At 36.6% G+C, this 25,532-nt stretch carries 21 protein-coding genes; 20 read left to right on the plus strand and 1 reads right to left on the minus strand.

Going from position 1 to position 25,532, the window contains the following annotated elements; genetic code table 11:
• Positions 1–117: 117 nt before the first annotated feature.
• From AC6BKE_RS10530 to prfB, 11 genes are all read left to right on the plus strand, one after another.
• On the plus strand, positions 118–1,206 hold the full coding sequence (locus tag AC6BKE_RS10530) for a DUF2920 family protein (protein WP_340812580.1): 1,089 nt from the start codon (positions 118–120) through the stop codon (positions 1,204–1,206).
• 810 nt (positions 1,207–2,016) lie between these two features.
• Positions 2,017–2,403, plus strand: coding sequence for a flagellar protein FlaG (locus AC6BKE_RS10535; protein WP_340812581.1), 387 nt, complete (start codon positions 2,017–2,019; stop codon positions 2,401–2,403).
• Positions 2,404–2,426: 23 nt separating this feature from the next.
• Complete coding sequence (gene fliD / locus AC6BKE_RS10540) at positions 2,427–4,772, plus strand: flagellar filament capping protein FliD (RefSeq protein WP_340812582.1); 2,346 nt, start codon at positions 2,427–2,429, stop codon at positions 4,770–4,772.
• A 45-nt stretch (positions 4,773–4,817) separates the two neighbouring features.
• Positions 4,818–5,222 carry a flagellar export chaperone FliS gene (gene fliS / locus AC6BKE_RS10545; RefSeq protein ID WP_340812583.1) on the plus strand — a complete coding sequence of 135 codons (405 nt, stop codon included), beginning with the start codon at positions 4,818–4,820 and terminating at the stop codon, positions 5,220–5,222.
• On the plus strand, positions 5,219–5,578 hold the full coding sequence (gene fliT, locus AC6BKE_RS10550; protein WP_499856799.1) for a flagellar protein FliT: 360 nt from the start codon (positions 5,219–5,221) through the stop codon (positions 5,576–5,578). Before fliS ends, fliT begins: the two co-directional genes overlap by 4 nt.
• 318 nt (positions 5,579–5,896) lie before the next feature.
• Positions 5,897–6,277 carry a PilZ domain-containing protein gene (locus AC6BKE_RS10555; RefSeq protein ID WP_008178814.1) on the plus strand — a complete coding sequence of 127 codons (381 nt, stop codon included), beginning with the start codon at positions 5,897–5,899 and terminating at the stop codon, positions 6,275–6,277.
• Positions 6,278–6,376: 99 nt separating this feature from the next.
• Complete coding sequence (gene hpf / locus AC6BKE_RS10560) at positions 6,377–6,928, plus strand: ribosome hibernation-promoting factor, HPF/YfiA family (RefSeq protein ID WP_340812585.1); 552 nt, start codon at positions 6,377–6,379, stop codon at positions 6,926–6,928.
• Positions 6,929–7,006: 78 nt separating this feature from the next.
• Positions 7,007–8,215 carry a flagellin lysine-N-methylase gene (gene fliB / locus AC6BKE_RS10565; protein ID WP_340812586.1) on the plus strand — a complete coding sequence of 403 codons (1,209 nt, stop codon included), beginning with the start codon at positions 7,007–7,009 and terminating at the stop codon, positions 8,213–8,215.
• Between the two features lie 128 nt (positions 8,216–8,343).
• Positions 8,344–10,854, plus strand: a complete 2,511-nt coding sequence (secA, locus tag AC6BKE_RS10570) for a preprotein translocase subunit SecA (protein ID WP_036120997.1) — start codon at positions 8,344–8,346, stop codon at positions 10,852–10,854.
• 343 nt (positions 10,855–11,197) lie between these two features.
• Positions 11,198–11,740, plus strand: coding sequence for a competence protein ComK (locus AC6BKE_RS10575; RefSeq protein WP_499856802.1), 543 nt, complete (start codon positions 11,198–11,200; stop codon positions 11,738–11,740).
• A gap of 121 nt (positions 11,741–11,861) precedes the next feature.
• Positions 11,862–12,966, plus strand: a protein-coding gene (gene prfB, locus AC6BKE_RS10580) for a peptide chain release factor 2 (RefSeq protein WP_283778204.1) whose coding sequence is annotated in 2 segments (ribosomal slippage) — positions 11,862–11,936 and positions 11,938–12,966 — 1,104 coding nt in all. Because the reading frame shifts where the segments join, the coding sequence is not laid out codon by codon here.
• Between the two features lie 41 nt (positions 12,967–13,007).
• Here the strand turns inward: prfB and AC6BKE_RS10585 are convergent.
• Positions 13,008–13,517: a competence protein ComK gene (locus AC6BKE_RS10585; RefSeq protein WP_036120991.1), complete on the minus strand. Its 510-nt coding sequence runs from the start codon at positions 13,515–13,517 to the stop codon at positions 13,008–13,010.
• 226 nt (positions 13,518–13,743) lie between these two features.
• On the opposite strand from AC6BKE_RS10585, the gene AC6BKE_RS10590 reads away from it, so the two are divergent.
• The 9 genes from AC6BKE_RS10590 (at position 13,744) to AC6BKE_RS10630 (ending at position 25,229) form a co-directional block, all read left to right on the plus strand.
• Positions 13,744–13,992, plus strand: coding sequence for an IDEAL domain-containing protein (locus tag AC6BKE_RS10590; protein WP_036120988.1), 249 nt, complete (start codon positions 13,744–13,746; stop codon positions 13,990–13,992).
• Positions 13,993–14,453: 461 nt separating this feature from the next.
• Positions 14,454–16,433 (plus strand): excinuclease ABC subunit UvrB, encoded by a 1,980-nt coding sequence (gene uvrB / locus AC6BKE_RS10595; protein WP_141904760.1) that lies wholly within the window; start codon positions 14,454–14,456, stop codon positions 16,431–16,433.
• Between the two features lie 7 nt (positions 16,434–16,440).
• On the plus strand, positions 16,441–19,308 hold the full coding sequence (uvrA, locus tag AC6BKE_RS10600; protein WP_058843822.1) for an excinuclease ABC subunit UvrA: 2,868 nt from the start codon (positions 16,441–16,443) through the stop codon (positions 19,306–19,308).
• A gap of 88 nt (positions 19,309–19,396) precedes the next feature.
• Complete coding sequence (locus tag AC6BKE_RS10605) at positions 19,397–20,587, plus strand: DUF4097 family beta strand repeat-containing protein (RefSeq protein ID WP_036120976.1); 1,191 nt, start codon at positions 19,397–19,399, stop codon at positions 20,585–20,587.
• 242 nt (positions 20,588–20,829) lie between these two features.
• Positions 20,830–21,516 (plus strand): cell division ATP-binding protein FtsE, encoded by a 687-nt coding sequence (gene ftsE / locus AC6BKE_RS10610; protein WP_036120973.1) that lies wholly within the window; start codon positions 20,830–20,832, stop codon positions 21,514–21,516.
• Positions 21,506–22,390: a permease-like cell division protein FtsX gene (gene ftsX, locus AC6BKE_RS10615; protein WP_036120971.1), complete on the plus strand. Its 885-nt coding sequence runs from the start codon at positions 21,506–21,508 to the stop codon at positions 22,388–22,390. The genes ftsE and ftsX overlap by 11 nt, the downstream gene beginning before the upstream one ends.
• A gap of 54 nt (positions 22,391–22,444) precedes the next feature.
• On the plus strand, positions 22,445–23,752 hold the full coding sequence (locus AC6BKE_RS10620; protein WP_058843821.1) for a murein hydrolase activator EnvC family protein: 1,308 nt from the start codon (positions 22,445–22,447) through the stop codon (positions 23,750–23,752).
• Between the two features lie 260 nt (positions 23,753–24,012).
• The gene (locus tag AC6BKE_RS10625; RefSeq protein ID WP_499856806.1) at positions 24,013–24,645 is read left to right on the plus strand and encodes a hypothetical protein; all 633 of its coding nucleotides are present in this window, start codon (positions 24,013–24,015) and stop codon (positions 24,643–24,645) included.
• Positions 24,642–25,229, plus strand: a complete 588-nt coding sequence (locus AC6BKE_RS10630; RefSeq protein WP_036128486.1) for a peroxiredoxin family protein — start codon at positions 24,642–24,644, stop codon at positions 25,227–25,229. Before AC6BKE_RS10625 ends, AC6BKE_RS10630 begins: the two co-directional genes overlap by 4 nt.
• Positions 25,230–25,532 lie beyond the last annotated feature (303 nt).

Genomic DNA, 25,532 nt, shown 5'->3' on the forward strand with positions numbered 1-25,532 from the left:
AATAATAATTAAAAAAATTCTAAATCATAGGAATTTCGCCAATGATTTTATTATCATTCTAGATTATCTAAGAGAATAGTAAAGGTAATGATAAATATTAATAAGGAGAGGAAACCTTTGAGTTATAATGATACTTTAAAAATACCAGCTCATTATAATATATATACTGGTGTAAATGGAAGAGAACTCAGAATTGATTACTCAATTCCTCAGAAGGGAACTAATGCGGATACAGGTATCTTTATTTTTGTCCCGGGATTTGGTGGCCATATTGATTCTAAAATTTATAAAAAAATGCGTGAACATTTTGCTGAAAAATATAATGTTGTAACTGTACAGTGTGATTACTTTGGAAGTAGATTTATGCAATCTTCTGATAGCTTTCGACTTAAGAATGATATTAATATTGTTTTAAATCAATTAACACTTGAAGATCAGCTTATAGTTAAAAATGATACTTCCACATTTATTAATATTATTAGTAAATATAATATTAATTTGCCTGTTCACGCAGTAATAGATGAATCAATAGATGAATTTGTTGATATGGGATACATGCAGTCAATTGATGTTATTACTGCTATTGAAGCTATTAAAATACTATTAAGTGAGAATAGCTTAGAGTTTGATGAAGGTCGAATATTAGGCTTTGGACAATCACAGGGGGCATACATTTTACTGTTAGCGAATAGGTTGGTGCCTCATTTGTTTTCACAAATTATAGACAATGCTGCTTGGGTAGAACCACAATATTTATATAACAATCGATCACTTATAAATAGTGTTGGAAATGCAATTATAACGTTTGAATTTGAATATCTAGCAAAGAGGGTAGTCAATAATAAAAAGTCACTTTCTTTACATAATATATATAATGGATTTGAAAATGGCTCTTTTATTTATTCATGCCTAGGAGTTACAGATGTATTGGTAGATGTACAGGATAAAGAGCGGGCAATTGGACATATAAAAAATTTAGAATTTGAAGTTATTGATAATAAAGATGTTGATGGTACAATCTTCAAATCTACTAACCATGGCTTAGACGCGGATTTTATTAATTTAATAGACTATGCTTTAGCTAAAAAAACTTTTCACAGAAATACAAATATGAAACAATTTAAGTATATAGTGAATATTTCAAAAACTAAATTAAGTGTTGATTATTCTAATGGGCTACCTATATTTCAGTTTGTAAATAGTTAAAATAATAACTTTAAAGCTGCTCTTGTAAGAGGTTTTGAAAGTTTTGAAGGGAATAATTTCAAATGGTTAGCTGGTTTGAGCTCGGTGTACACCGGACTTAAACCAGCTAATTTTGCATTTATTCTTTTTTATTATAGTAATAGATATAATCATCAATCTTTATTTTAGCTCCAATTTTAAAATATTTCTTTGATTTATTATAGTTCTTGTTTGTTTAGAACGGATTTAATCCTAGTAGGATTTTTTTGTGATAATGAGATAAACAAGAGCTCATAACTCTAAATAAATATCCGTCCGTTTCTTTGTATAAGTGCTAGAACTAAATCTTTCTACTATTTTCTATTTTTTCACTAGTTGCTACGCTGGATAGTGACACGTTATCTTCAAACTTCTAGTAATTGTCCCAGCTAGCCATCCATTAAATAAGGGTTGTTCATATTAAATTCAATAAATGTATTTAGGTAAAACGGTCTCTTTCTATCATAAAATTTAATCCATTCGAACTTAATTCTTATAGTCACACACTTACCTTTTCAGCAGAGCTTCAGAAGGAACAAGGTATGTATAATTTTTGCATTTAAAACAGTTGAATGGTAACTTTCTGTTCAAACTTTTTGTTACAACATCTAAAAAGACCATACCTATAATTATATTATTATTCGAATTATTGGAAATATATTAGAGAATATTTATAGTACTAAAAAATGCGTTTGGGGGTAATAACAGTTTTTTTCTTTATAAAACTGTAACAATACAAATTACTTCCGATAATACTTATAAGAATATGAAATGTTTAGGAGGTTGAGTGTAATGCGTATTGTGTCCCAAGGAAAAACAGCAGAAACAGTGGCAAATCCTTCAACTATTATTCATATAGATAGTACACAACAAAGTAGCAAAACGAATGAGATAACTCAGTCAATAGCACAAACCACTGTAGATAATATATCAATTCATGATAATCAGGAATTTTCCAAAGAACAATTACAACAAGTGGTGGAAATGGTAAATGAGTTCTTACAAATAAACAGTAGTGCATCTAAATTTGTTCTGCATGAAGGGTTGGATCGCTACTTTGTTCAGGTTATAGATTCTGAAACTGAAGAAGTACTAAAAGAAATACCACCAAAGAGATTATTAGATGCATTTTATGAAATGCAAAAACTACTTGGTATGATAGTCGACGAAAAAATCTGAAATAACCTAGGAGGGTAATAATTATGGTAAACCGTATTGGTGGACTAGCATCTGGTATGGATATAGATGCATTAGTAGAAAAGTTAATGGCGGCTGAAAGATCCCCACTTATTAAATTACAGCAAAGAAAACAAACAACGTTATGGACACGTGATGCTTATCGAAGTATAAATACAAAATTAGAAACTGCTAGACAGAATATTTATGATAATTTATTACTTAAAAGTTTTAATACTAAAACTGCAGCCACATCTAATTCTAACTTTGTAACTGCAACAGCAACATCAAATGCTGCTGGAACACTAACTATAGAAGGGGTGTCTCAGTTAGCAACTGCTGCTCGGAAAACAGGTTCCCAAATTAATGCGACTCAAAATTCTAATTTAATAGATTTAGGAATTACGGAAGGATCTATTTCTTTTAAAGCAATAAAATCTGATGGGACATTAGCAGAAAACGCAACTAAAATTGAATTTGATCCTGCTACTACAACACTTAGTCAATTAGTTGAAAAAATAAATAAAAGTAATGCAGGTGTTACTGCAGTTTTTGAAAACGGGCGTTTTTCGATAACAGCTAAAAATACAGGGGATGTCAAGAGTGGAGCTGAAATTGTTGTTGCAAATGAAGATACTAGCATACTAAATAAGCTTGGATTGGGAACTTCAACAGATTTGGCAAATAACGGTCAAAACGCAATGTTTACAGTTAATGGTATTACAACCGAACGTTCTACGAATTCTTTTGAAATTTCAGGATATAAAGTTACACTCCAAACTACATTTAATGCTACTAATACAATTAATGAATCACTTAAGGCTGCTTATGCAGAGAGAAAAAATGCTAAAGATAGTCTACCTTTACTGATATCAACAGCAGCAGATAAAGAAAATGCATACAATACTAAATTAAACAATTTTAATTCAATTTTTGATAGTGCTTTTTTAACAGGGCTAAGTGTTGATGAGAAAGCATCTTATAGTACAATAAATAATTCAGGTTTCTTGAATGATTTAACGCAGGAGGAAATAGATGAATTAGTAACATTAGATTTATCTACTTTAGATTTTGAGGATGCTAATAATGGGGTTTCCAAATCGTTAAATGATAAACTTAACTCACTTAAACCAGAACAATTAGCAGCACTAGATAACCTTGATAAAACCCAACTTCAAAAAATACAATCAGTAGCTGCTAAAGAAGTTGCTTATCAGAATGCTGATTCTAGGTTTTTAGCAAGTCTAACAGATGAAGATCGGGTAATTATTGCATCTATCGATTGGACAGTAGATAAACCATTAGAAGGATTAGCAGATAGTGAGACGAAGAATAAGTTAAGTAAGCTCAACAATACTCAACTTCAAGCACTAAAAGGTTTGAACGAAAGCGATTTAGCAACATTTAAAGATGTAGCTTCTAGCCAACTTGATTTAAAGACAGCTGAAAATGAAATGATATCATCTGCAAATGCTTTAAAAGCTGGTGAAAAGCGTGTTGACGATGCTTTAGCAACTGTAAATGCTGCCAGAGCAGCTGCAGGCTATCCTGCTATTGATGACACTGAAGATCCTAACAATACTCCTCCACAAATTACTGGCCCTGGTACAACCGAACCACCAGTTACGGTTACTTCTACAACAGATGTAGATGATATAATGAAAAAAGTAAAAGATTTTGTAACAATGTACAATGGGCTAATTAAAGATTTAAATGATCAAACGAAAGAAACGAAGTATCGGGATTACGCCCCTTTGACAGACGAACAGCGAAAAGAGATGTCAGAAAATGATATTAAATTGTGGGAAGAAAAAGCAAGAAGTGGTTTGCTTCGAAGTGATAGTATTGTTCGAGGTGGATTAGCGAAAATGCGCAGTTTAATTTATGAATCAAATCCCGGTGTAGAGAATGAAAAGTATAATACACTATATAGTATTGGTATTACTACATCGAAGTCATATAATGATGGTGGTACTCTAGAAATTGATGAAGAAAAGTTGAGAAAAGCGTTAGAGGATGATCCTGATGCTATCACTGCGCTGTTTGCAAATAATGGAAACAAAGAAGAGAAAAAAATTATAGATGGTGTTGAACAAACCGTTGATACTAGAGGTTTCCTAGTGAAACTCCGTGAATCAATGAATAATTTTAAACTAGATATAGAGAAAAAAGCAGGCCGTGCAACATTGACAGATAACCAGTATTCTATCGGTAAAAATATTATTGATATGGATAAACGGATTGATACGTGGAAAGATAAGCTTGAAAAAATTGAAGCACGCTATTGGAAACAATTTAGTGCCATGGAGAAAGCTATTAATAAAGCAAACTCACAATCTTCCTACTTTGCACAGTTTAGTGGACAGGCATAATATGCTATAATTAGTAAAAAGGTTATATAAAGGAGTTGTCTTTTATTGGCAGCACAAACATCAGCTCATAATGCATATAAACAAAATAGTGTAACTACAGCCTCTCCAGGAGAATTAACACTAATGTTATATAATGGATGCTTAAAATTTCTTAATAAAGCGAAGTTGGCAATTCATGATAAAAATGTTCAAGAGAAAAATATTAATCTCCAAAAGGCCCAAGCAATAATAAGTGAGCTAAGGGCTACGTTAAATATGGAAATAGAAGTCTCTAAAAATATGTTGGCGCTATATGAATATATGAATAATAGATTAGTTGAGGCGAATATTCGCAATGATATTACTATAATCGAAGAAGTTGAAGGGCTGGTTACTGAATTCCGTGATACTTGGAAAGAAGTTATTCGTATAAATCGTCAGCAACAATTTGGAAATGGAGACAGAATATGATGGGACCAGTTGAACGTTTGCTCTCTATTTCAGCTAGACTTTATGAGCATATGTCAACCATTCCTAATGGAGAAGACCGAGAAGAGTTTATAGAAAAGATAGATGTATTACTTGATGAACGTGGAACCATAATCAAAGAATTACAACAATCTGGTAAATCTTTAGATGGTCATCAATTAAATAAACATTTACAAGAGCTTGATCATAACATACAAAAACAATTACAAAAGGTTATGACTGCTATTAAAACGGATATGAAAACTCTCCAACAATCAAAAAAAACAGAGCAACAATATTTAAATCCATACAGTTCTGTTCGAGTAATGGATGGTATGTATTATGACGGAAAAAAATAATATAAACATTTAGAGATACTTATAATTGATTACATCAAACCAGGACTCATTTAAAAATGAGCTTCTGGTTTTGTGTTTTCCTCTACATAGTTTGATATATTTCGATAATATATTTATTCCTAACATTTTTCGACATTTTTTAATCATCGTATAAAAAGCGTGAATACATTTCTAATCTTTATAAAATGGTTTAAGTAAAATAGTCATAAATTAGGCATTTCAACGGTAAAATATGTTACTTATTCCCCTAGCAGTAAGATGGGCATCGTGTCATAATCAAAGCAATATAAATGTTTAACAATATACTGGGGTGGGAATATGATTTTTAAGCGTCAAGAAGGTTTCCGATTTAAATTTGAGGAACCTGTTCAAATAACTTTTGCTGTTTATGAAAATGGGCGAGTTAATCATGGGCAGACGGCTATGGCTGAATTGCTGGATATTAGTCCTCGTGGGTTAAAGATGTATACGGAAGTGGATTTAGGTGTGAATCCCCCACCATTAGATATCCATTTTGTGCTTGATACGCAAGAGGTACGGGCTTATGGTGAAGTGATTTGGAGTCGTCCATTTGGTAGTGGTAAGCAATATGGCGTTTATTTTAATGATCAAGGTCGTGTTGAAGAGTTAATTGTAGATGAATTAAAGCTACGACGCAAAAAAGAAGCGGCAGAAGCGAAAAAGCAAAGCCAATATTAATTTTATAAAAGTTTTTTGTAAAATAAAGAATTATTTTAGAGGAATTTCACACACTTGTGTAGAAATAGATAGTATAGCAGTTATAAAGGAGGAGTTTACATGTTAAACTTTAACATTCGTGGTGAAAATATTGAGGTAACTCCAGCTATTCGAGAGTATGTTGAGAATAAAATCGAAAAAGTTGAACGTTATTTTAACGAGGATGTTAACGCCAATGCTAACGTAAATTTAAAGGTTTATAATGACAAGCAAACAAAAGTGGAAGTTACAATCCCAATGAAGAACTTAACTCTTCGTGCTGAAGAGCGTCATAATGATATGTATGCTGCGGTTGATCTCATTGTTGATAAATTAGAGCGTCAGATTCGTAAGCATAAAACGAAAGTAAACCGTAAATTCCGTGAGCGTGAAGGGGCAGGCCTTTATTTTGCTACTACTCAAGCAGTCGCTGATACGACTTTGGATGAAGAAGAATACTCCATTGTACGTACTAAGCAATTTGATTTAAAACCGATGGATCAGGAAGAGGCTGTATTACAAATGAATATGTTAGGGCATGATTTCTATGTCTTTACAGATGCTGAATCAAACGGCACAAATATTGTTTATAAACGCAAAGATGGCAAATACGGCCTAATTGAAACAATTTGAGATTTTTAATTGTAAAAAACTCTCACATATGTGAGAGTTTTTTACAATTAAACAAAAGAAAAGTAGGAAGTGTTGAAAATGAAAAAAGAAATACTGATTCCAAAATATTATAATGATTTTGCTTGTATAGGTGCTAAATGTGAGGATACTTGTTGTGCTGGTTGGAAAGTAAGCGTAGATAAAGCTACATTTCATAAATATAGAAATATTGGAAAATCTGAATTAAAAAATGAATTAAAAAAAAATATTTCCCGAGAGCGCTCAAATCCATCAGACTATAATTATGGAAAAATTAAAATGAATGAAAAAAATGTATGTACAATGCTGACACAGGAAGGTTGGTGTAAAATTCAATCAGAGCTAGGTGAAGAGTATTTATGTAATACATGTTCAACATATCCTAGAATCTATAATGAAGTTGAAACACGTATAGAGAAAAGTATGACAATTTCTTGTCCAGAGTCAGCTAGATTAATTCTACTTAATAAAGAGGGGATAGATTTTATAGTTGATGAAGAGCAGCTCAATACAAGTAAAATGATTATTGGCAAATTACCATTAAATGAGGAACAATATTTTTGGGATTTAAGATCATTTACAATAAAACTACTGCAAAATAGAAAGCAATCATTAGAAGACCGATTAATTGTTCTAGGAATGTTTAATCAAAAGTTATGTGAAATACCAATAAAAGATTGGTCAATTCAATTACAGCCATTAATGAATCGCTATGAAGAAATTTTGGATGATAATGAACAAATAGAGTTAGTGAAGAATTTGCCTCAGAATTTAGCCTTTCAAATGAATATGGCTAAAGAGCTTATAAAATATAGATTAACAGGTGGAGTTTCAAGTCAACGCTACTTAGACTGTCTGAATGATATGTTAACTGCCTTAAATTTGAGTGATGATTCAAATATTGAAAAATCAGAAAAAATGTATAAAAAACATTATGATAATTACTATTCACCATTTATGAAAAACCATGAATACATACTTGAAAATTATACAGTTAACTATGTGTTTAAAAATTTATTCCATTTTCATCAGCAAAATTTGTTTGAAAGTTATGTAATGTTAGTATTGAATATTTCGTTGATTAAGTTACATTTAATTGGTATGGCAGGGCTCCACAAAGGGCTAACAATTGAACTGGTAATAAAGTTAATACAATCTTTTGCCAAAACCATAGAGCATAACTCTGACTATCTTCAAAATGTTCGTAAGATGCTTCAAGAGCATAATTACACAACAATGGCTCACATGATAGTATTATTAAAAAGCTAATATGTATAATAATGAATAATGACCTTCTGATTTTTGAGAAGGTCATTTTTTAGGCATGACAATTTGCACCATGTCTATACACAATGGTAAAATGGAAGTTGAATCTATATAGGAAGTGAAAAACATTCATGGCAAACCTATTAAATAAATTATTTGATTTCAATAAACGTGAGTTAAAAAAATTAGAAAAAATCGCTGACCAAGTAGAGGGATTTGCTTCTCAAATGGAACAGCTTTCAGATGAACAATTACAAGCAAAAACAGAAGAGTTTAAAAAGCGTTATGCTGATGGAGAGCATTTAGAGTCGATTCGTGCAGAGGCTTTTGCTGTTTGTCGCGAAGCATCTAAACGTGTTTTAGAGATGTATCCTTTCCGTGTTCAAATCATGGGGGCTGCTTCACTGGATGAAGGTAATATTTCAGAGATGAAAACAGGTGAAGGTAAAACATTAACAGCTACTATGGCGGTTTATTTAAACGCTATTACTGGTAAAGGTGTACATGTTGTAACAGTCAATGAATATTTGGCTAGTCGTGATGCTGCTGAGATGGGACAGCTGTATAATTTCTTAGGTCTTACAGTAGGTTTAAATTTAAATAGCCTGTCAAAAGAAGAGAAGCGTGCGGCATATGAAGCGGATATTACTTATAGTACAAACAATGAATTAGGATTTGACTATTTACGTGACAATATGGTGCTTTATAAAGAAGAGCGTGTTCAACGACCGCTTCATTATGCTGTAATCGATGAGGTGGACTCTATTTTAATTGATGAGGCTCGTACGCCATTAATTATTTCGGGTCAAGCTGGGAAATCAGCACAGTTGTACAAACAGTCTAATGCTTTTGTACGCATGTTAAGTGCAGATACAGATTACACATACGAAGAGTCGACAAAAGGTGTTACATTAACAGATGCAGGTGTAGAAAAGGCAGAAAAAGCATTTGGGATCGACAATTTGTTTGATTTAACACATGTACGCTTAAATCATGCCATTAACCAATCGTTAAAGGCACATGTGAGTATGCATAATGATGTTGACTATGTTGTCCAAGAGGGCGAAATTGTAATTGTTGACGGCTTTACGGGCCGTTTAATGAAGGGCCGTCGATATTCTGATGGACTTCACCAAGCAATTGAAGCCAAAGAGGGCGTTGACATTCAAAATGAATCAATGACAATGGCTACCATTACGTTCCAAAACTATTTCCGTATGTACCAAAAGCTTGCGGGTATGACAGGTACAGCGAAAACAGAGGAAGAAGAGTTCCGAAATATTTACAACATGAGCGTTATTGCGATTCCAACGAATAAACCAATAGCTCGTGATGACCGTCCAGATTTAATTTTTGCTTCGATGGAAGGAAAATATAAAGCGGTGGCGGCCGATATTGCTGAGCGTCATAAGGCAGGACAACCTGTGCTTGTTGGTACAGTTGCGATTGAAACATCTGAAATTATTTCGCAGTTACTTGATAAACATAAAATTCCTCATAATGTCTTGAATGCGAAAAACCATGAACGCGAGGCAGAAATTATTGCAAATGCCGGTACTAAGGGCGCAGTAACGATTGCGACAAACATGGCGGGTCGTGGTACAGATATTAAACCAGGTGAAGGTGTACTAGAAATTGGTGGTTTAGCGGTCATCGGGACAGAGCGACATGAATCACGTCGTATCGATAACCAGCTTCGTGGACGTTCTGGTCGTCAAGGGAATCCAGGGGTTACGCAGTTCTATCTATCCCTAGAAGATGATTTAATGCGTCGTTTTGGCTCTGATAATATGAAGTCGATGATGATGCGCTTAGGCATGGATGATTCTCAGCCATTGCAATCAAAAGTTGTGTCGAGAGCTGTAGAATCAGCGCAGAAACGTGTCGAAGGTAATAACTTTGACGCACGTAAACGTTTATTACAATATGACGATGTGCTACGTCAGCAACGTGAGATTATTTATAAAGAGCGTTATGATGTATTGGAAACAGAGAATATGCGTGTACTCGTAGAGTCTATGATTCAAGAGACAATCGATAATGTTGTTGGTCTGTATACTCAGGGTGAGCAGAAAGATTGGAACTTAAAAGCAATTGAAGATTTTGTAGCGGCTAATCTGTTAGAAGAGGGTCAGCTTAAAGTAGCAGATTTCCAAGGCAAGTCTGCTGAAGACATTAATCAGTTGGTTTCGGATGCTGTTCATGCTCGTTATGATGAAAAAGAGGCAGAACTGACACCAGAGCGTATGCGTGAGTTTGAAAAGGTAATTTTATTACGTTCTATTGATACGAAATGGATTGATCATATCGATGCGATGGACCAACTTCGTCAAGGTATCCATCTGCGTGCATATGGACAAAATGATCCACTTCGAGAATATCAACAAGAAGGCTTTGCTATGTTTGAGGATATGGTTGCGTCTATTCGTGAGGATGTTGCGAAATATGCAATGAAGGCAGAAATTCGCAGTAATCTTGAGCGTGAAGAGGTGGCGAAGGGCCAAGCGGTTAATCCGAAGGAAGAAGGCGGCTCAGCTCCGAAAAAACAACCTGTGCGTAAGTCTGAAAATATTGGTCGTAATGATTTATGCCCATGTGGAAGCGGCAAGAAATTTAAAAACTGTCATGGTGCAGGTCAATAATATATTAGTGAAAAAAATCATTTTAACTACATGTTGAAATGGTTTTTTTCTTTTGACATTATACTGTTTTAGGAAGAAATTTAGGAATAAAAGTCAGAATTTATAGACAATTGAAAAATATGGGTATACAATAGCTGTAATATTAGGATTTTAGTTCAGGGAAGCTCCCGTTATTATCCTAAATAAGAAGGTGCTATGAAGACTTAGACCTAGAAAGGGAAGGGGTGCTATGCATGATAATAAAGCAATTTTACGAGTCACAAACATCTGGAATATACGAATATTGGTATATCCCTTTTTATTTTAATTGAAAAAACATAAAGTGTATAAAGGAGGACTATAGGTGCATAAAAAAGATATTATGAATAGTGAAACGATGATGTATATGCCTGTGTACGATTCCTTTGGAAATTTATGTACGCGGGTGATTGAGAAAAATAATGAATATCTATCGAAATTAGCACCAACGAAGTTAATGGACTATAACCTTCGTTATTTTGGTTCGAGTTTAAGAGGGGCATTTGATGGCTCGAAAATGATTTTAGGAAAGCTTAATAAAAATCCAATTGTAGTGGATGAACGATGTAATATTTTATGGTTTCCAAGTAAGTCTCCTCTACAACCTGAATGTATCTGGTTCGCCGTTCATCATATTGATGAATATATCGCTGTGGATAAAAAGAGAGCAAAAATAACTTTTACGAATGGCACAGAACTGGTAGTGGATGTCAGTGTTAAAGCGTTAGAATATCGTATTCAGAGAGCCTATTTATTAAAATATAGGTTAGAAAAACGAACAAAGCATTTGCTTGTTCAGTATGACCGTGTAAAGGTTTTTCAGCGTCTCGCTCTTAATATGCTAGAGGACGAGACGCAGGATCATTGATTACTCCGAGAAAACAACTGCTAGATAGTATGTTTTCCTTTGTAAAAACGTTATAATGAAAAGATACGGAGCTTTGTGAGTGCAATGTTAGCTCCATTACTAACGTTCGGAGGATTTAACAATGATTGAATTAGCAGATGTACGCAATGTGTTAGACACTACAGCCAAAAAACTGGCGGACTTCAGGGGGTCTCTTTGACTTAGAAAACAAAGAGGCACGCATTCAGGAGCTAGATGAAATGATGCTAGAGCCTGGCTTTTGGGATGATCAGCAAGGGGCACAGGTGACCATCAATGAAGGCAATGGCTTAAAAGCAATCGTCAATGAATATAAAGATTTAGTGGAAACCCATGAAAATTTAGATATGACACTGGAGCTTTTACAGGAAGAGCCAGATGAAGAGTTACAGGAAGAACTAGGCAAAGAGCTAGCAGAATTCCAGCAAAAAATGGGGGATTTTGAGCTGCAATTGCTGTTAAGTGGTCCATATGATCAAAACAATGCCATTTTAGAGCTACACCCTGGTGCCGGTGGAACGGAATCTCAGGACTGGGGTTCTATGCTGTTACGTATGTATACAAGATGGGCGGAGAAACGTGGATTTAAAGTGGAGACTGTGGACTATCTTCCTGGTGATGAAGCAGGGATTAAATCGGTAACATTGTCGATTAAAGGTCACAATGCTTTCGGTTATTTACAGGCTGAAAAAGGCGTGCATCGTCTAGTGCGTATCTCACCATTCGATTCGTCAGGCCGTCGTCATACATCATTTGTTTCTTGTGATGTTATGCCAGAGTTCGACGAAAATATTGAAATCGACATTCGCACAGAGGATTTAAAAATTGATACGTATCGTGCTACAGGTGCGGGTGGTCAGCATATTAATACGACAGATTCAGCAGTTCGTATTACACATATTCCGACTGGTACTGTTGTACAGTGTCAAGCAGAGCGTTCACAGATTAAAAACCGTGAAAAAGCGATGACGATGCTAAAAGGGAAATTATATCAATTAGAGTTAGATAAGCAGCAAGCGCAACTAGATGAAATACGTGGTGAGCAAAAGGAAATCGGCTGGGGCTCACAAATTCGTTCGTATGTATTCCACCCATACTCTATGGTGAAGGATCACCGTACGAATGAAGAAACAGGTAATGTTGGTGCAGTGATGGACGGCGATTTAGATCCGTTTATTAATGCCTATTTACGCTCGAAAATTGGCTAATACACAAATCCCCCAAGAGGTGTTCTTGGGGGATTTTCTAGTTAAAAGGGAGGGTGATATGGCGCATCTTGGCTAAGCTGCTTGCGCTCGTTCATGTAATATTTATAGAGCATCGATGCATTCAAAAACTGTTTACTAATCGAGGCATATTGAATAGGTAGTTCAATTGTTTTACCATTTTTTAATGTGACAACACATCCCGTCTGACTTGGTGTAATATTGATAATCGCGTGAAGTCCAATCCATATATTATGAATGGAGTTCGGGGAGTAGGTTGGTAGAAAAATACAGGGATAGCCGTAGTCAAAGGCCACGACGATTGGTAGCTTGTGTTGATTGCCGAAGAAACGTTTAGCCGATAGTTTTGCAGCTTCATAGGTTGAACCTAATGAGATACAAGATTTTCGAAGCACATGCATCGGTTTACGCGTGACGATCAGCTCATTGTGCTTATCGATAACATGAGTGAAAACCTTGGAGTTGTGCTGAATAGGTTGAAGCAAGTAAGTGTTGAATGAAATTAAGTAGCTATTGACAAAATTGCTAGTCATATAGAGAGAGCCTCCTTTTTCTGTTGATAACGGTAGTGTAGAACAAAAGGGGAGTTTCAAAAAATAGACAAAGTAGCTGAAAACCCTTCAGAAAAGAATGAAATGCTTAGAGAATTCACTGCAAATGTCACGAGATTAATAGCTAATCCAAGTTATTTTCAATTCGTAAGCATTGCAATTTAATTTCAATTTTCATATAATTTAGAAAAGGATCGAGGTGAGATCGTTGGATAAATATTATTCGTACACAGATTTTCTAAAAGCCGTGGGTCAGTCGAAAAAAGTTGATGAGGCAGAGAAATTATTAAACGAGATTTATTTAGATTTATTTTTAAATCGTATCCAGCGTATGCATCGTCAAGAGCAACTCATGGTTCTGATAGACAGAGTACTCGATGAAAAAGATGAAAACGCATTTTACCAATACGCAGCCGAACTACATTCCTTGCAGCAAACAGAGGATGAATCATACTAAACGAACCCGCTCCCCATGTCTAGTGGAGAGCGGGATTTTTTTGATTGAAGGAGGGCTGCTCGTTCAAAAAGTGAGAGTCTTCGCTTATAAAAGAGGGAGAGTTGCTCAGAAAGTAAGAACTCCTGCTCAGGAGTAAATCCGCTCTCAAAGCAAGAGCCCTGGCTCATAAAAGAATGCAACCCACGCCAAAAATCTGTTACCCCACTCACAAAAGCAGAAGCCCTCTACTGAAAGTATTATGACTTCTACTCAAGAATCGAAATCTATTGAATAGATTAAGCTTGAAAACGTGTTGAAGCGGCTATTATGAGAGTAATAAGTATTCTTCGCTTCACGGTTATTCATTTAAATTTTAGGGATAAAAAAATTTTTTACAAACATTCGTTCGTTAAATGTTCGAAATTTTAATATTGCTATGCTAAAATATATGTACAAATTGGAAGGAAAGGACGGGGACATGTGTGCAAACATTTGATTTACAAGCGCCATATCAGCCTAACGGGGATCAGCCACAGGCAATTGCGGAATTAGTGGAGGGTGTGAAAGCGGGCAAGCGTCATCAAACATTACTTGGTGCTACGGGAACAGGTAAAACGTTTACCATTTCTAATGTCATCCAGCAAATTAAAAAACCAACACTCATTATGGCACATAATAAAACACTAGCTGGCCAGTTATATAGTGAGTTTAAAGAGTTCTTCCCGAATAATGCTGTTGAATATTTTGTCAGCTACTATGATTACTACCAACCAGAAGCCTATGTACCGCAGACAGATACCTATATAGAAAAAGATTCCAGCATTAACGATGAAATTGATAAGCTGCGTCACTCTGCTACTTCTGCATTATTTGAGCGTGATGATGTCATCATTATTGCATCTGTGTCCTGTATTTATGGTTTAGGTTCTCCTGAAGAGTATCGAGAAATGGTTGTATCGATTCGCACAGGTATGGAAATTGAACGTAATCAGCTACTGCGCAAACTTGTAGATGTTCAATACGAGCGTAATGATGTCAGTTTTACTCGGGGGACATTTCGGGTACGTGGAGATGTAGTGGAAATTTTCCCAGCCTCACGTGACGAGCATTGTATTCGGGTGGAGTTTTTCGGTGATGAAATCGATCGTATTCGAGAGGTGGATGCCTTAACTGGAGAAATTTTATCGGATCGAGAGCATGTTGCTATATTCCCAGCATCCCACTTCGTTACACGAGAAGAGAAAATGCGAAAAGCGATTGAAAACATTGAAAAAGAATTAGAGGAACGTCTTGCGTTGCTACGTGCAGAGGATAAATTACTAGAGGCACAGCGCCTAGAACAACGGACACGTTATGATTTAGAAATGATGCGTGAAATGGGCTTTTGCTCAGGGATTGAAAACTATTCACGCCATTTAACATTGCGTGGAGCAGGTGCCACTCCATATACATTGCTAGATTACTTCCCAGATGACTTTTTGCTTGTAGTAGATGAAAGTCACGTAACACTTCCTCAGGTTCGTGGTATGTACAATGGTGACCAAGCTCGTAAAGGTGTACTCGTAGAACATGGTTTCCGTTTGCCATCAGCACTTGATAACCGTCCACTACGTTTTGAAGAATACGAAAACCGAGTGCATCAGGCCATTTATGTATCAGCCACACCAGGCCCTTATGAGCTGGAGCATACGCCGGAAATGGTTGAGCAAATTATTCGACCTACTGGATTATTGGATCCGTTAATTGAAGTGCGACCTATTGAAGGGCAAATCGATAATTTAATTGATGAAATTCAAGATCGAATTGCCCAAAATGAACGGGTTTTAGTGACAACATTAACGAAGAAAATGTCAGAAGATTTAACGGCTTACTTGAAAGAAATGGGCTTAAAGGTCGAGTACCTACATTCCGAAATTAAAACGCTAGAACGTATTGAGATTATTCGTGAGCTACGTAAAGGAACGTACGATGTACTCATCGGTATTAATCTCTTGCGTGAAGGGCTTGATATTCCTGAGGTGTCACTTGTAGCGATTCTTGATGCTGATAAAGAAGGATTTTTACGTTCGGAACGTTCATTAATTCAAACGATTGGTCGTGCTGCACGTAATGCAAATGGTCATGTCATTATGTATGCGGACCATGTAACAGATTCGATGAAAAAGGCAATTGATGAAACACAACGTCGTCGTGCATTGCAAATGGCTTACAACGAGGAGCATGGCATAACGCCTCAAACCATTATCAAGAAAATCCCAGATGTAATTCGTGCGACACAAGTGGCAGAAGAAGAAGAATCCTATGTGACAAAGGCTACGAAAGGCAAAAAGCTGACAAAGGCGGAAAGAGAACAGCTTTTGGCTTCCTTAGAGGTCGAAATGAAGGAAGCAGCAAAAGCGCTTGATTTTGAACGTGCGGCTGAGTTGCGAGATACAATATTTGAATTGAAGGTAGAAGGGTGAATGACTTGTGAAAAATACTGAAATTGTCGTGCAAGGTGCACGTGCTCATAATTTAAAAAATATCAATGTCACAATTCCACGTGACCAATTAGTCGTATTAACAGGTTTATCAGGCTCAGGAAAATCTTCTCTAGCATTTGACACAATTTATGCGGAGGGCCAACGTCGTTATGTTGAGTCCCTTTCTGCCTATGCCCGTCAATTTTTAGGACAAATGGATAAGCCAGATGTCGATGCAATAGAAGGATTATCGCCTGCTATTTCCATTGACCAAAAAACAACGAGTCGTAATCCACGTTCTACGGTTGGTACGGTAACGGAAATCTATGATTACTTACGATTACTTTATGCACGCATTGGTAAACCGATCTGTCCAAATCATGGCATAGAAATCACTTCCCAAACGATTGAGCAGATGGTAGACCGTTTATTATCATATCCAGAAAGAACAAAAATGCAGCTTCTTGCGCCGATGGTTTCTGGACGCAAGGGAACCCATGTTAAACTGCTAGAGGATTTAAAAAAGCAAGGGTTTGTTCGTGTGCGAATTGATGGGGAATTACGGGATTTAGATGATGCGATTGATCTTGATAAAAATAAAAAGCACTCGATTGAAGTAGTAGTGGACCGTGTTGTTATGAAGGAAGGTATTGCCTCACGTTTGAGTGACTCCTTAGAAACAGCTTTACGTTTGGCTGATGGTCGTGTACTTGTTGATGTGATGGAGTATGAAGAATTATTATTTAGTGAACATCATGCTTGCCCGATATGTGGTTTTTCTATAGGCGAGCTAGAGCCTCGTATGTTTTCATTTAATAGCCCGTTTGGTGCTTGCACAAGCTGCGATGGCTTAGGCTCAACACAGGAAGTGGATTTAGATTTAGTCGTTCCAGATTGGGATCGTTCCTTGTTAGAGCATGCTATTGCCCCATGGGAACCGACTAGTTCACAGTACTATCCACAATTATTAAAAGCGGTGTGTGATCACTACGATATCCCAATGGACGTGCCTGTGAAGGATTTACCAAAGGAAAAGATGGATAAGGTTTTATATGGCTCAGGAAAAGACAAAATTCACTTCCATTATGAAAATGAGTTTGGCAATGTGCGAGACCAAATGATTGAATTTGAAGGTGTTGTGCGCAATGTGGAACGCCGTTTTAAAGAAACAACATCCGATTATGTTCGTGAGCAAATGGAAAAATATATGGCACAGCAGCCATGTCCGTCCTGTAAAGGTTATCGTTTAAAGCCTGAGACGTTAGCTGTGAAAGTAGCAGATAAGCATATTGGTGAAGTCACACAATATTCGATTCAGGAAGCGGACACATTTTTCAAAGAGTTGGATTTAACTGAAAAGGATATGCAAATTGCTCGACTGGTTTTACGAGAAATTGAAGAACGATTGGGCTTCCTTGTCAACGTAGGTTTAGATTATTTGACATTGAGTCGTGCAGCAGGGACATTATCAGGCGGAGAGGCGCAACGTATTCGGCTCGCTACACAAATCGGCTCACGTTTAACAGGAGTTCTCTATATTTTAGATGAGCCTTCTATTGGTTTGCATCAACGTGATAATGATCGTTTAATTAACACGCTGCAAAATATGCGTGATATCGGCAATACGTTAATTGTGGTAGAGCATGATGAAGATACGATGTTGGCAGCCGATTATCTTATTGATGTGGGACCTGGAGCAGGTGTTCATGGCGGTCAAATTGTGGCAGCAGGCACACCACAGGAAGTTATGAAGAATGAAAACTCTCTAACAGGGCAATATTTAAGTGGTAAAAAATTCATTCCATTACCAGTGGAAAGACGTCAACCAAATGGTCGTAAGCTGTCCATTAAAGGCGCTAAGGAAAATAATTTACGTAACGTCAAAGTGGATGTGCCACTGGGTTTATTTGTAGCGGTGACAGGTGTGTCAGGCTCTGGGAAATCGACACTGATAAATGAAATTTTATATAAATCATTGGCACAGAAGCTGAATCGTTCAAAGGTTAAGCCTGGAGAACATAAAGAAGTGACGGGCCTAGATGAGCTTGAAAAAGTAATCGATATTGACCAATCACCAATTGGTCGTACGCCTCGTTCAAACCCAGCAACGTATACAGGTGTCTTTGATGATATTCGTGATGTTTTTGCGGCAACAAATGAAGCAAAGGTACGAGGCTATAAAAAAGGTCGCTTTAGCTTTAATGTGAAAGGTGGACGCTGTGAAGCATGTCGAGGAGATGGCATTATTAAAATCGAAATGCACTTCCTTCCAGATGTTTATGTTCCATGTGAGGTATGTCATGGCAAACGTTATAATCGTGAAACACTTGAAGTGAAGTATAAAGATAAGAGTATTGCAGATATTCTTGATATGACGATTGAAAATGCAGTAGTGTTTTTCGAAAATATTCCTAAAATCCAGCGTAAACTACAAACAATTGTCGATGTGGGCTTGGGCTATATGAAATTGGGACAACCAGCTACCACTTTATCGGGTGGTGAGGCACAGCGCGTAAAGCTAGCCTCTGAGTTACACCGACGATCTACAGGGAAATCCTTCTATATTTTAGATGAGCCAACGACAGGTTTACATGCCGATGATATTGCTCGATTGCTCGTCGTGTTGCAGCGGCTTGTTGAAAATGGGGACTCTGTATTAGTCATTGAGCATAATTTAGACGTTATTAAAACCGCTGATTATATCATCGACTTAGGGCCAGAAGGTGGAGATAAAGGTGGCACTATCGTTGCGACAGGTACACCAGAAGAGGTAGTAAAAGTCGTCGGCTCTTACACAGGGAAATACTTAAAACCTATTCTGGAACGTGATCGTCTGCGAATGGATGCATTGCTAGTAGAAGCGTCTCAATCTTAAAAGACCCAATTTATTCAATTTTGCAGTGAAACTTTTCACATGATGAATCGTATAAATAGTATAACGAACTGAGGGAGGCTATTTATTTATGCAAAATGAACGTCAACGAATTTTAGAACTTGTAGAAAAAGGAACGATTTCGGCACAAGAGGCGATTACATTACTAGAAGCATTAGAGCAACCTGGCAAGTCTACTCAAAATGTTATGGATGATGTGTCAAAAGAGGCGCAATCCTTTTCAACTGAAAAAGAAGAGTCACTATTTGAAGAAAAATCAAAAGATGGTGACAAGAAAAAAGATGATTTTATGAAATATTTCCAAGATGAAATGCAAGATTTTCGTAAGGATTTAACGCAAATCGGTTCTCTTTTTATGGATATGATGAATACCGCTGTTAAAAAGGTAAAGGAATTTGATGTAGCATCTCCATTTGGAGATAAAATTGAATTTACACATACAGAAGAAGTGGCAGCTGCTAACGTAGACAATGTTATTGTTGAATTGCCAAATGGTAATTTCTCATTGGAAGCAAGTGAAGGAGATACGATTCAGGTAGTTTGTAAGGTGAAAGCACCGCTGATGAATGAGAGCGAGGAAGAAACACGCAATCACTTTTTAGAGCAATTTGTTGTAAAAGAGGATGAGCGTTCACTTCGCATTTTAAGCCAATTAAAGCTTGTTCAAGTCAATGTAAAGGTGCAAGTACCTAAGGATAAACTTGAAAAATTATCTGTTCGTCTCATGAATGGTAGTGCGTCACTACAGGATATAGAATTTGAAGAATTAAAAGTTAAAACATTGAACGGAGCTATTAAAGGCACTAAGTTTAATTTTGGAAAAGCGGAAGTGGACTCTTCTAATGGTTCCATTGAATTAACGAATGTTCGTGGTAAGGATTTAGAGGCCGAAACATTGAATGGACGTGTCTATTTAGATGGTGCTTTGGATGAGGTAGAGGCGAAGTCTGTCAATGGACATGTAGTGGTAACAACTTGTTCCACAAATTCATCTAAAATAAAAGCTCAAACAGTTGCTGGAGCGGTGGAAATATATGTCCCACGTACCATTTCATTAAGTGGTAAAGTTGTGACGAATTTCGGGAAAGTGGATGTTGGCATTCAGGATGTTTCTAAAATGGAGTCACAGGACCAATTCCTATCCAAAGTAGTACGCTTTGATAAAGAAGTTGAAAGTGCAAATCGCTTATTTATCGAAGGCGAATCGAAAACTGGCGCCGTTTTAGTGCGCTACACAACAACGGACGAACAACAAATGTAACATGGGAAGCATTCAGGCGAAAGCTTGAATGCTTCTTGCGATTTCAAACAGTATTCGACTTGGTTTATCGTCGATTGCTGTTTTTATTTTTGTCATTTTTTTAATGATAATGGCAATGAAAGAACGAAATAGAAGGAACTGGCACGTATTGAAATGAAACTGTAATAAAAAAACAGAAATAGAGTGCTATAATAGTAAAAGAAATACCTCTTACATAGATGAGAGTTTTAGGTGGTTTAATCATGATAGAAATGAAAAATGTGACAAAGAAGTACCCAAACGGTGTAGTTGCGACAAATGGTATTTCCGTTAATATAAAGCAAGGCGAATTTGTGTATGTAGTTGGTCCAAGTGGAGCAGGTAAATCTACATTTATTAAATTGATGTATCGTGAAGAAAAGGCAACATCAGGGCAAATTATAGTCAATGGTATTGATTTAGCAACATTAAAAAATAAGAAGGTCCCTTTTTTGCGCCGTCAACTTGGCGTAGTTTTCCAGGATTTCAAATTACTACCTCGTTTGAATGTTTATGAGAATGTAGCATTTGCACTTGAAGTAATTGAGGAAAATCCAGATGAAATCCGACGTCGTGTGATGGAAGTATTAGAACTGGTGGGATTAAAGCATAAAGCAAGAATGTTCCCGAATGAGCTTTCAGGTGGGGAACAGCAACGAGTGTCGATTGCACGCTCAATTGTCAATGTTCCTAAAGTGGTGATTGCAGATGAACCAACAGGGAACCTCGATCCTGAAACATCGTGGGAAATCATGAATTTATTTGAGGAAATTAATGCTCGAGGGACAACCATTGTGATGGCGACCCATAACCGTGAAATTGTCAATACGATTCGTCGTCGTGTTATCGCAATTGAAGGCGGTTTAATTGTCCGTGATGAACACGGAGGTGAATACGGCTATGAAATTTAATACAGTAAAGCGCCACTTCCGAGAAAGTGTGAAATCACTTGGCCGAAATAGCTGGATGACCATTGCGTCTGTCAGTGCCGTAACAGTTACGCTTATACTAGTAGGCGTTTTTGCGCTTATTATGATGAATTTAAATAAAGTAGCGACTGATTTAGAAAACGATGTTGAGATTAAAGTTTTAATTGATGAGACAGCAGATGAAGCTGCAGAAAAAGCACTCGTCGAAAAAGTCAAAAAATTGCCTGGTGTGTCAGAGATGACCTATTCCACTAAGGAAGATGAGTTAACTAAGTTAGTAAAAGATTTTGGTGATGATTTTAAGCTATTTGAACAAAGCAACCCTTTACGTAATGTAATCTATGTAAAAGCTGCTGATCCCCAGCAAACAGCTAAAATTGCAAAAGCGATAGATAAATATGAGTATACGTATGACGTTATGTATGGCGAAGGAAAAGTTGAAAAACTATTTAACTTCTTAAATATTAGTCGTAATGTAGGCATCGTACTTATTTTAGGGTTATTATTCACGGCGATTTTCTTAATTTCGAATACAATTCGTATTACTATTATTGCTCGTAGAGATGAAATTGAAATTATGAAACTTGTAGGGGCTACGAATTCATTCGTACGTATCCCATTCCTATTGGAAGGTATGTGGCTCGGAATTTTAGGTTCGATTATTCCGATTGCGGTTGTCACAACCCTTTACCACAATGTATATAAAATTATTGCACCACGTTTACAAGGTGAGCTAATTCAATTACTTGATTTTTCTCCACTTGTGTATCAGGTGAGCGGTCTCCTGTTACTCATTGGCGTGCTTATCGGTGTTTGGGGAAGCTTTATGTCAGTGCGTAAGTTTTTAAAAATTTAGTCACAACGGATATTTGTGAAGAAGAAAAAGAATAGTCGAAGGGGAGTTCAATCGGTGAAAAGTAAGGCGAAAAAAACATTGAAAACACTTGCAGCAGCATCTGCTCTATTTCTTTTTATCCAAACTCCATCAGCATATGCAACAAGTTTATCGGATTTAAAAGAAGAAAAGAAACAAATTGAAACAAAGAAATATGATTTAAATTCATCCATTAGTAATAAGTCAAATGCCATCACGGCTAATCAAGAAAAGCAACAAAAAATCTTAGATCAAATTCAAGCATTGAACGCTGAAATCGACAAAACCAATAGTAATATTAAAAATGTTCAAGCAGATATTCATACAACAAATGAAGAAATAAAAAAATTAGAAGCTTCCATTAAAGAACTTCTGCATAAAATTGAAGAGCGAGATTTATTATTACAAGAACGTGCACGTGCGATTCAAGCTGGTGGCTCGGTAAGCTATTTAGATGTTTTGCTTGGATCTAATAGCTTTGTAGATTTCATTGATCGCTTCTCTGCAGTTAATGCACTATTAGAAGCGGATCGTCAAATTATTCAAGATCAAAAAGATGATAAACAACAGTTAGAAGAGCAAAAGCAAAGTGTAGAAGAAAAACGTCAAAAATTGGAAGGCAAGAAAGCTGAGCTTGAACGATTAAAGGCATCTTTAGATAGCCAAAAAGCTGAGAAAAATAAACTAGTTGACCAATTAGAAAAAGAGCAAGAAAAGCTCAAATCTGAAAAAGTATTACTTGAAAAAGAGTACTCAGAAGCATTAGAAGTAAGCCAAGAATTACAAGATCAAATCATTGCTGAGCAAAAACGTTTAGCTGAAATTGCTCGCCAACAAGAAGCAAAACGTAAAGCAGCTGCTGCGGCGGCAGCGGCTGCAGCAGCCAACAATGGTGGTGGTTCATCAGGTGGTACTGTGAACGCGCCTCAATCAAATGGTACTTGGATTAAACCAACGAACGGCCGCCTAACATCACCTTATGGCTGGCGTAATATTGGAGCTGGCCCTGAATTCCATTACGGTGTGGACCTTGCAAATGCAACAGGAACACCGATTTGGGCAGCGGCGGATGGTGTAGTTTCTTATGCAGCACCACTTAGTTCTTATGGTAATGTTGTCATTTTAACGCACTCAGTTGATGGACAAATTTATACAACAGTTTATGCCCATTTAAGTGCATTTAATGTTAGTGTAGGACAAGAAGTAACACAAGGTCAGCAAATTGCAGCAATGGGTAGTACAGGTCGCTCTACTGGCCCTCACTTACACTTTGAAGTGCATATTGGTCCTTGGCGAGGACAAGCTGTGGGCAGTGTAAACCCACTAAAATATATTCCATTGTAAAATAGAACAGCTATACATTAGAGAATTCTAGTGTATAGCTGTTTTTATTTCATCTATATCTTTAGAAGATAAGAACTCCCTCCTCTATGAGTAACGGCTATTATAAGATTCTATTTAATGTTATGATGAATATATACATAGTGGGGTATTTTTAACAGATGTTAATTTCTGAAGATTTTCTGAACACAGTGTGAAATATTCTTATTTTAAAAGGGTTCTATGCTATGCTGTATCTAACTTTCGGAGGAGGATTTGTTGGAGTGATTAATACAGAGTGGTACTCGATTCGAGCACTAACTTTACCAGCTACTGCAGTGGCTTTACTCATTACATTTTTTATAGTGTGGCTCATATTACGCGTGCAATTTTCAAAAAAATGGTCTGAAGTATATGCTGATGCGATTTTTACATTTCTCATTGTTTGGAAACTAAGCCTATTTGTGACTGATTTCAAAGCTGTTGTGAATAATCCAATGTCATTACTTTATTTCAATGGCGGTACAATAGGTGTTTATCTCGGCGTCATCGTAGTGTCCTTACAAATATGGAGAAAGCGGCACAATCTTCAGCTTGAAAAACAAGATATTATCCCTTGTAGCTGGGCTATTATTTTAACGCAATCTATTTACCAAATGATTGTCGTGCTACTCAATGACAACACTACATCGAGTGAAATCATTACATTAGTTGTGCTAAGTGTATTAACCATCATCATATTATGGAAACTAGCAGCGATGAAACAAGCTTTATTATTGTATACAGTTGGCTATTTGATCGTAGCTCTCTTCCAAACCCTTGGTATATGGCAAACAACTGTGGGTGTGAGTGTAGTACTACTTTGTTTGGGATTAGCCATTCAATATGAACGAATCAATGTGGGAGGTAAAGAATGAAAAAAAATATTGGGCTACTGATCGTTGTGCTATTAGTGATTGCGATGATTGGTACATATGTGAGACAACAAATTAACGAAGAACGTGCTATTGAAAAGTCTGCTCTTGGTAAGGATATGGAGGAGCTAGAAACGGGCTTGAAAAAAGGGGATATACCGCCTGATTTCACCTTAACAAGCTTAGACGGAGAAGATATCACATTAAGTGATTTGCGTGGAAAAAAGGTTGTACTAAATTTCTGGGCGACGTGGTGCCCACCTTGTAAGGCGGAAATGCCGCATATGCAAAGCTTCTACGATGAGTATGCTAAAGAGAAAAACGTTGAAATTATAGCTGTCAATTTAACAAGTGCAGAACGGGATGTGACTGCCGATGCCAAAGTAGACACAGTGATGACATTTAGAGATAGCTTTGAGCTAACATTCCCCATTTTATTGGACCCAGACAATGACGCTGGCTTAGATTATCAAATCATCACCATTCCAACCACTTATTTTATTGATTCCAACGGCTATATCCAACGCGCCATTAGAGGACCAATGGATGTAGATATGTTAAATGATTATGTAGATGCACTAGATTAATTCATAAAAAATCTGTTCGTTTTCTATAGTAGAAACGAGCAGATTTTTTATTTTTATAAGAATTAAGGAAATACTCGCGGAGTCAGAGGAAATACTCGCGGAGTCAGAGGAAATACTCGCGGAGTCAGAGGAAATACTCGCGGAGTCAGAGGAAATACTCGCGGAGTCAGAGGAAATACTCGCGGAGTCAGAGGAAATACTCGCGGAGTCAGAGGAAATACTCGCGAAGTCAGAGGAAATACTCGCGAAGGCAGAGGAAATACTCGCGAAGGCAGGGAAAATACTCTCGAAGCAACAACCAAC

Source organism: Lysinibacillus sp. COL-1 (genome assembly GCF_059814265.1).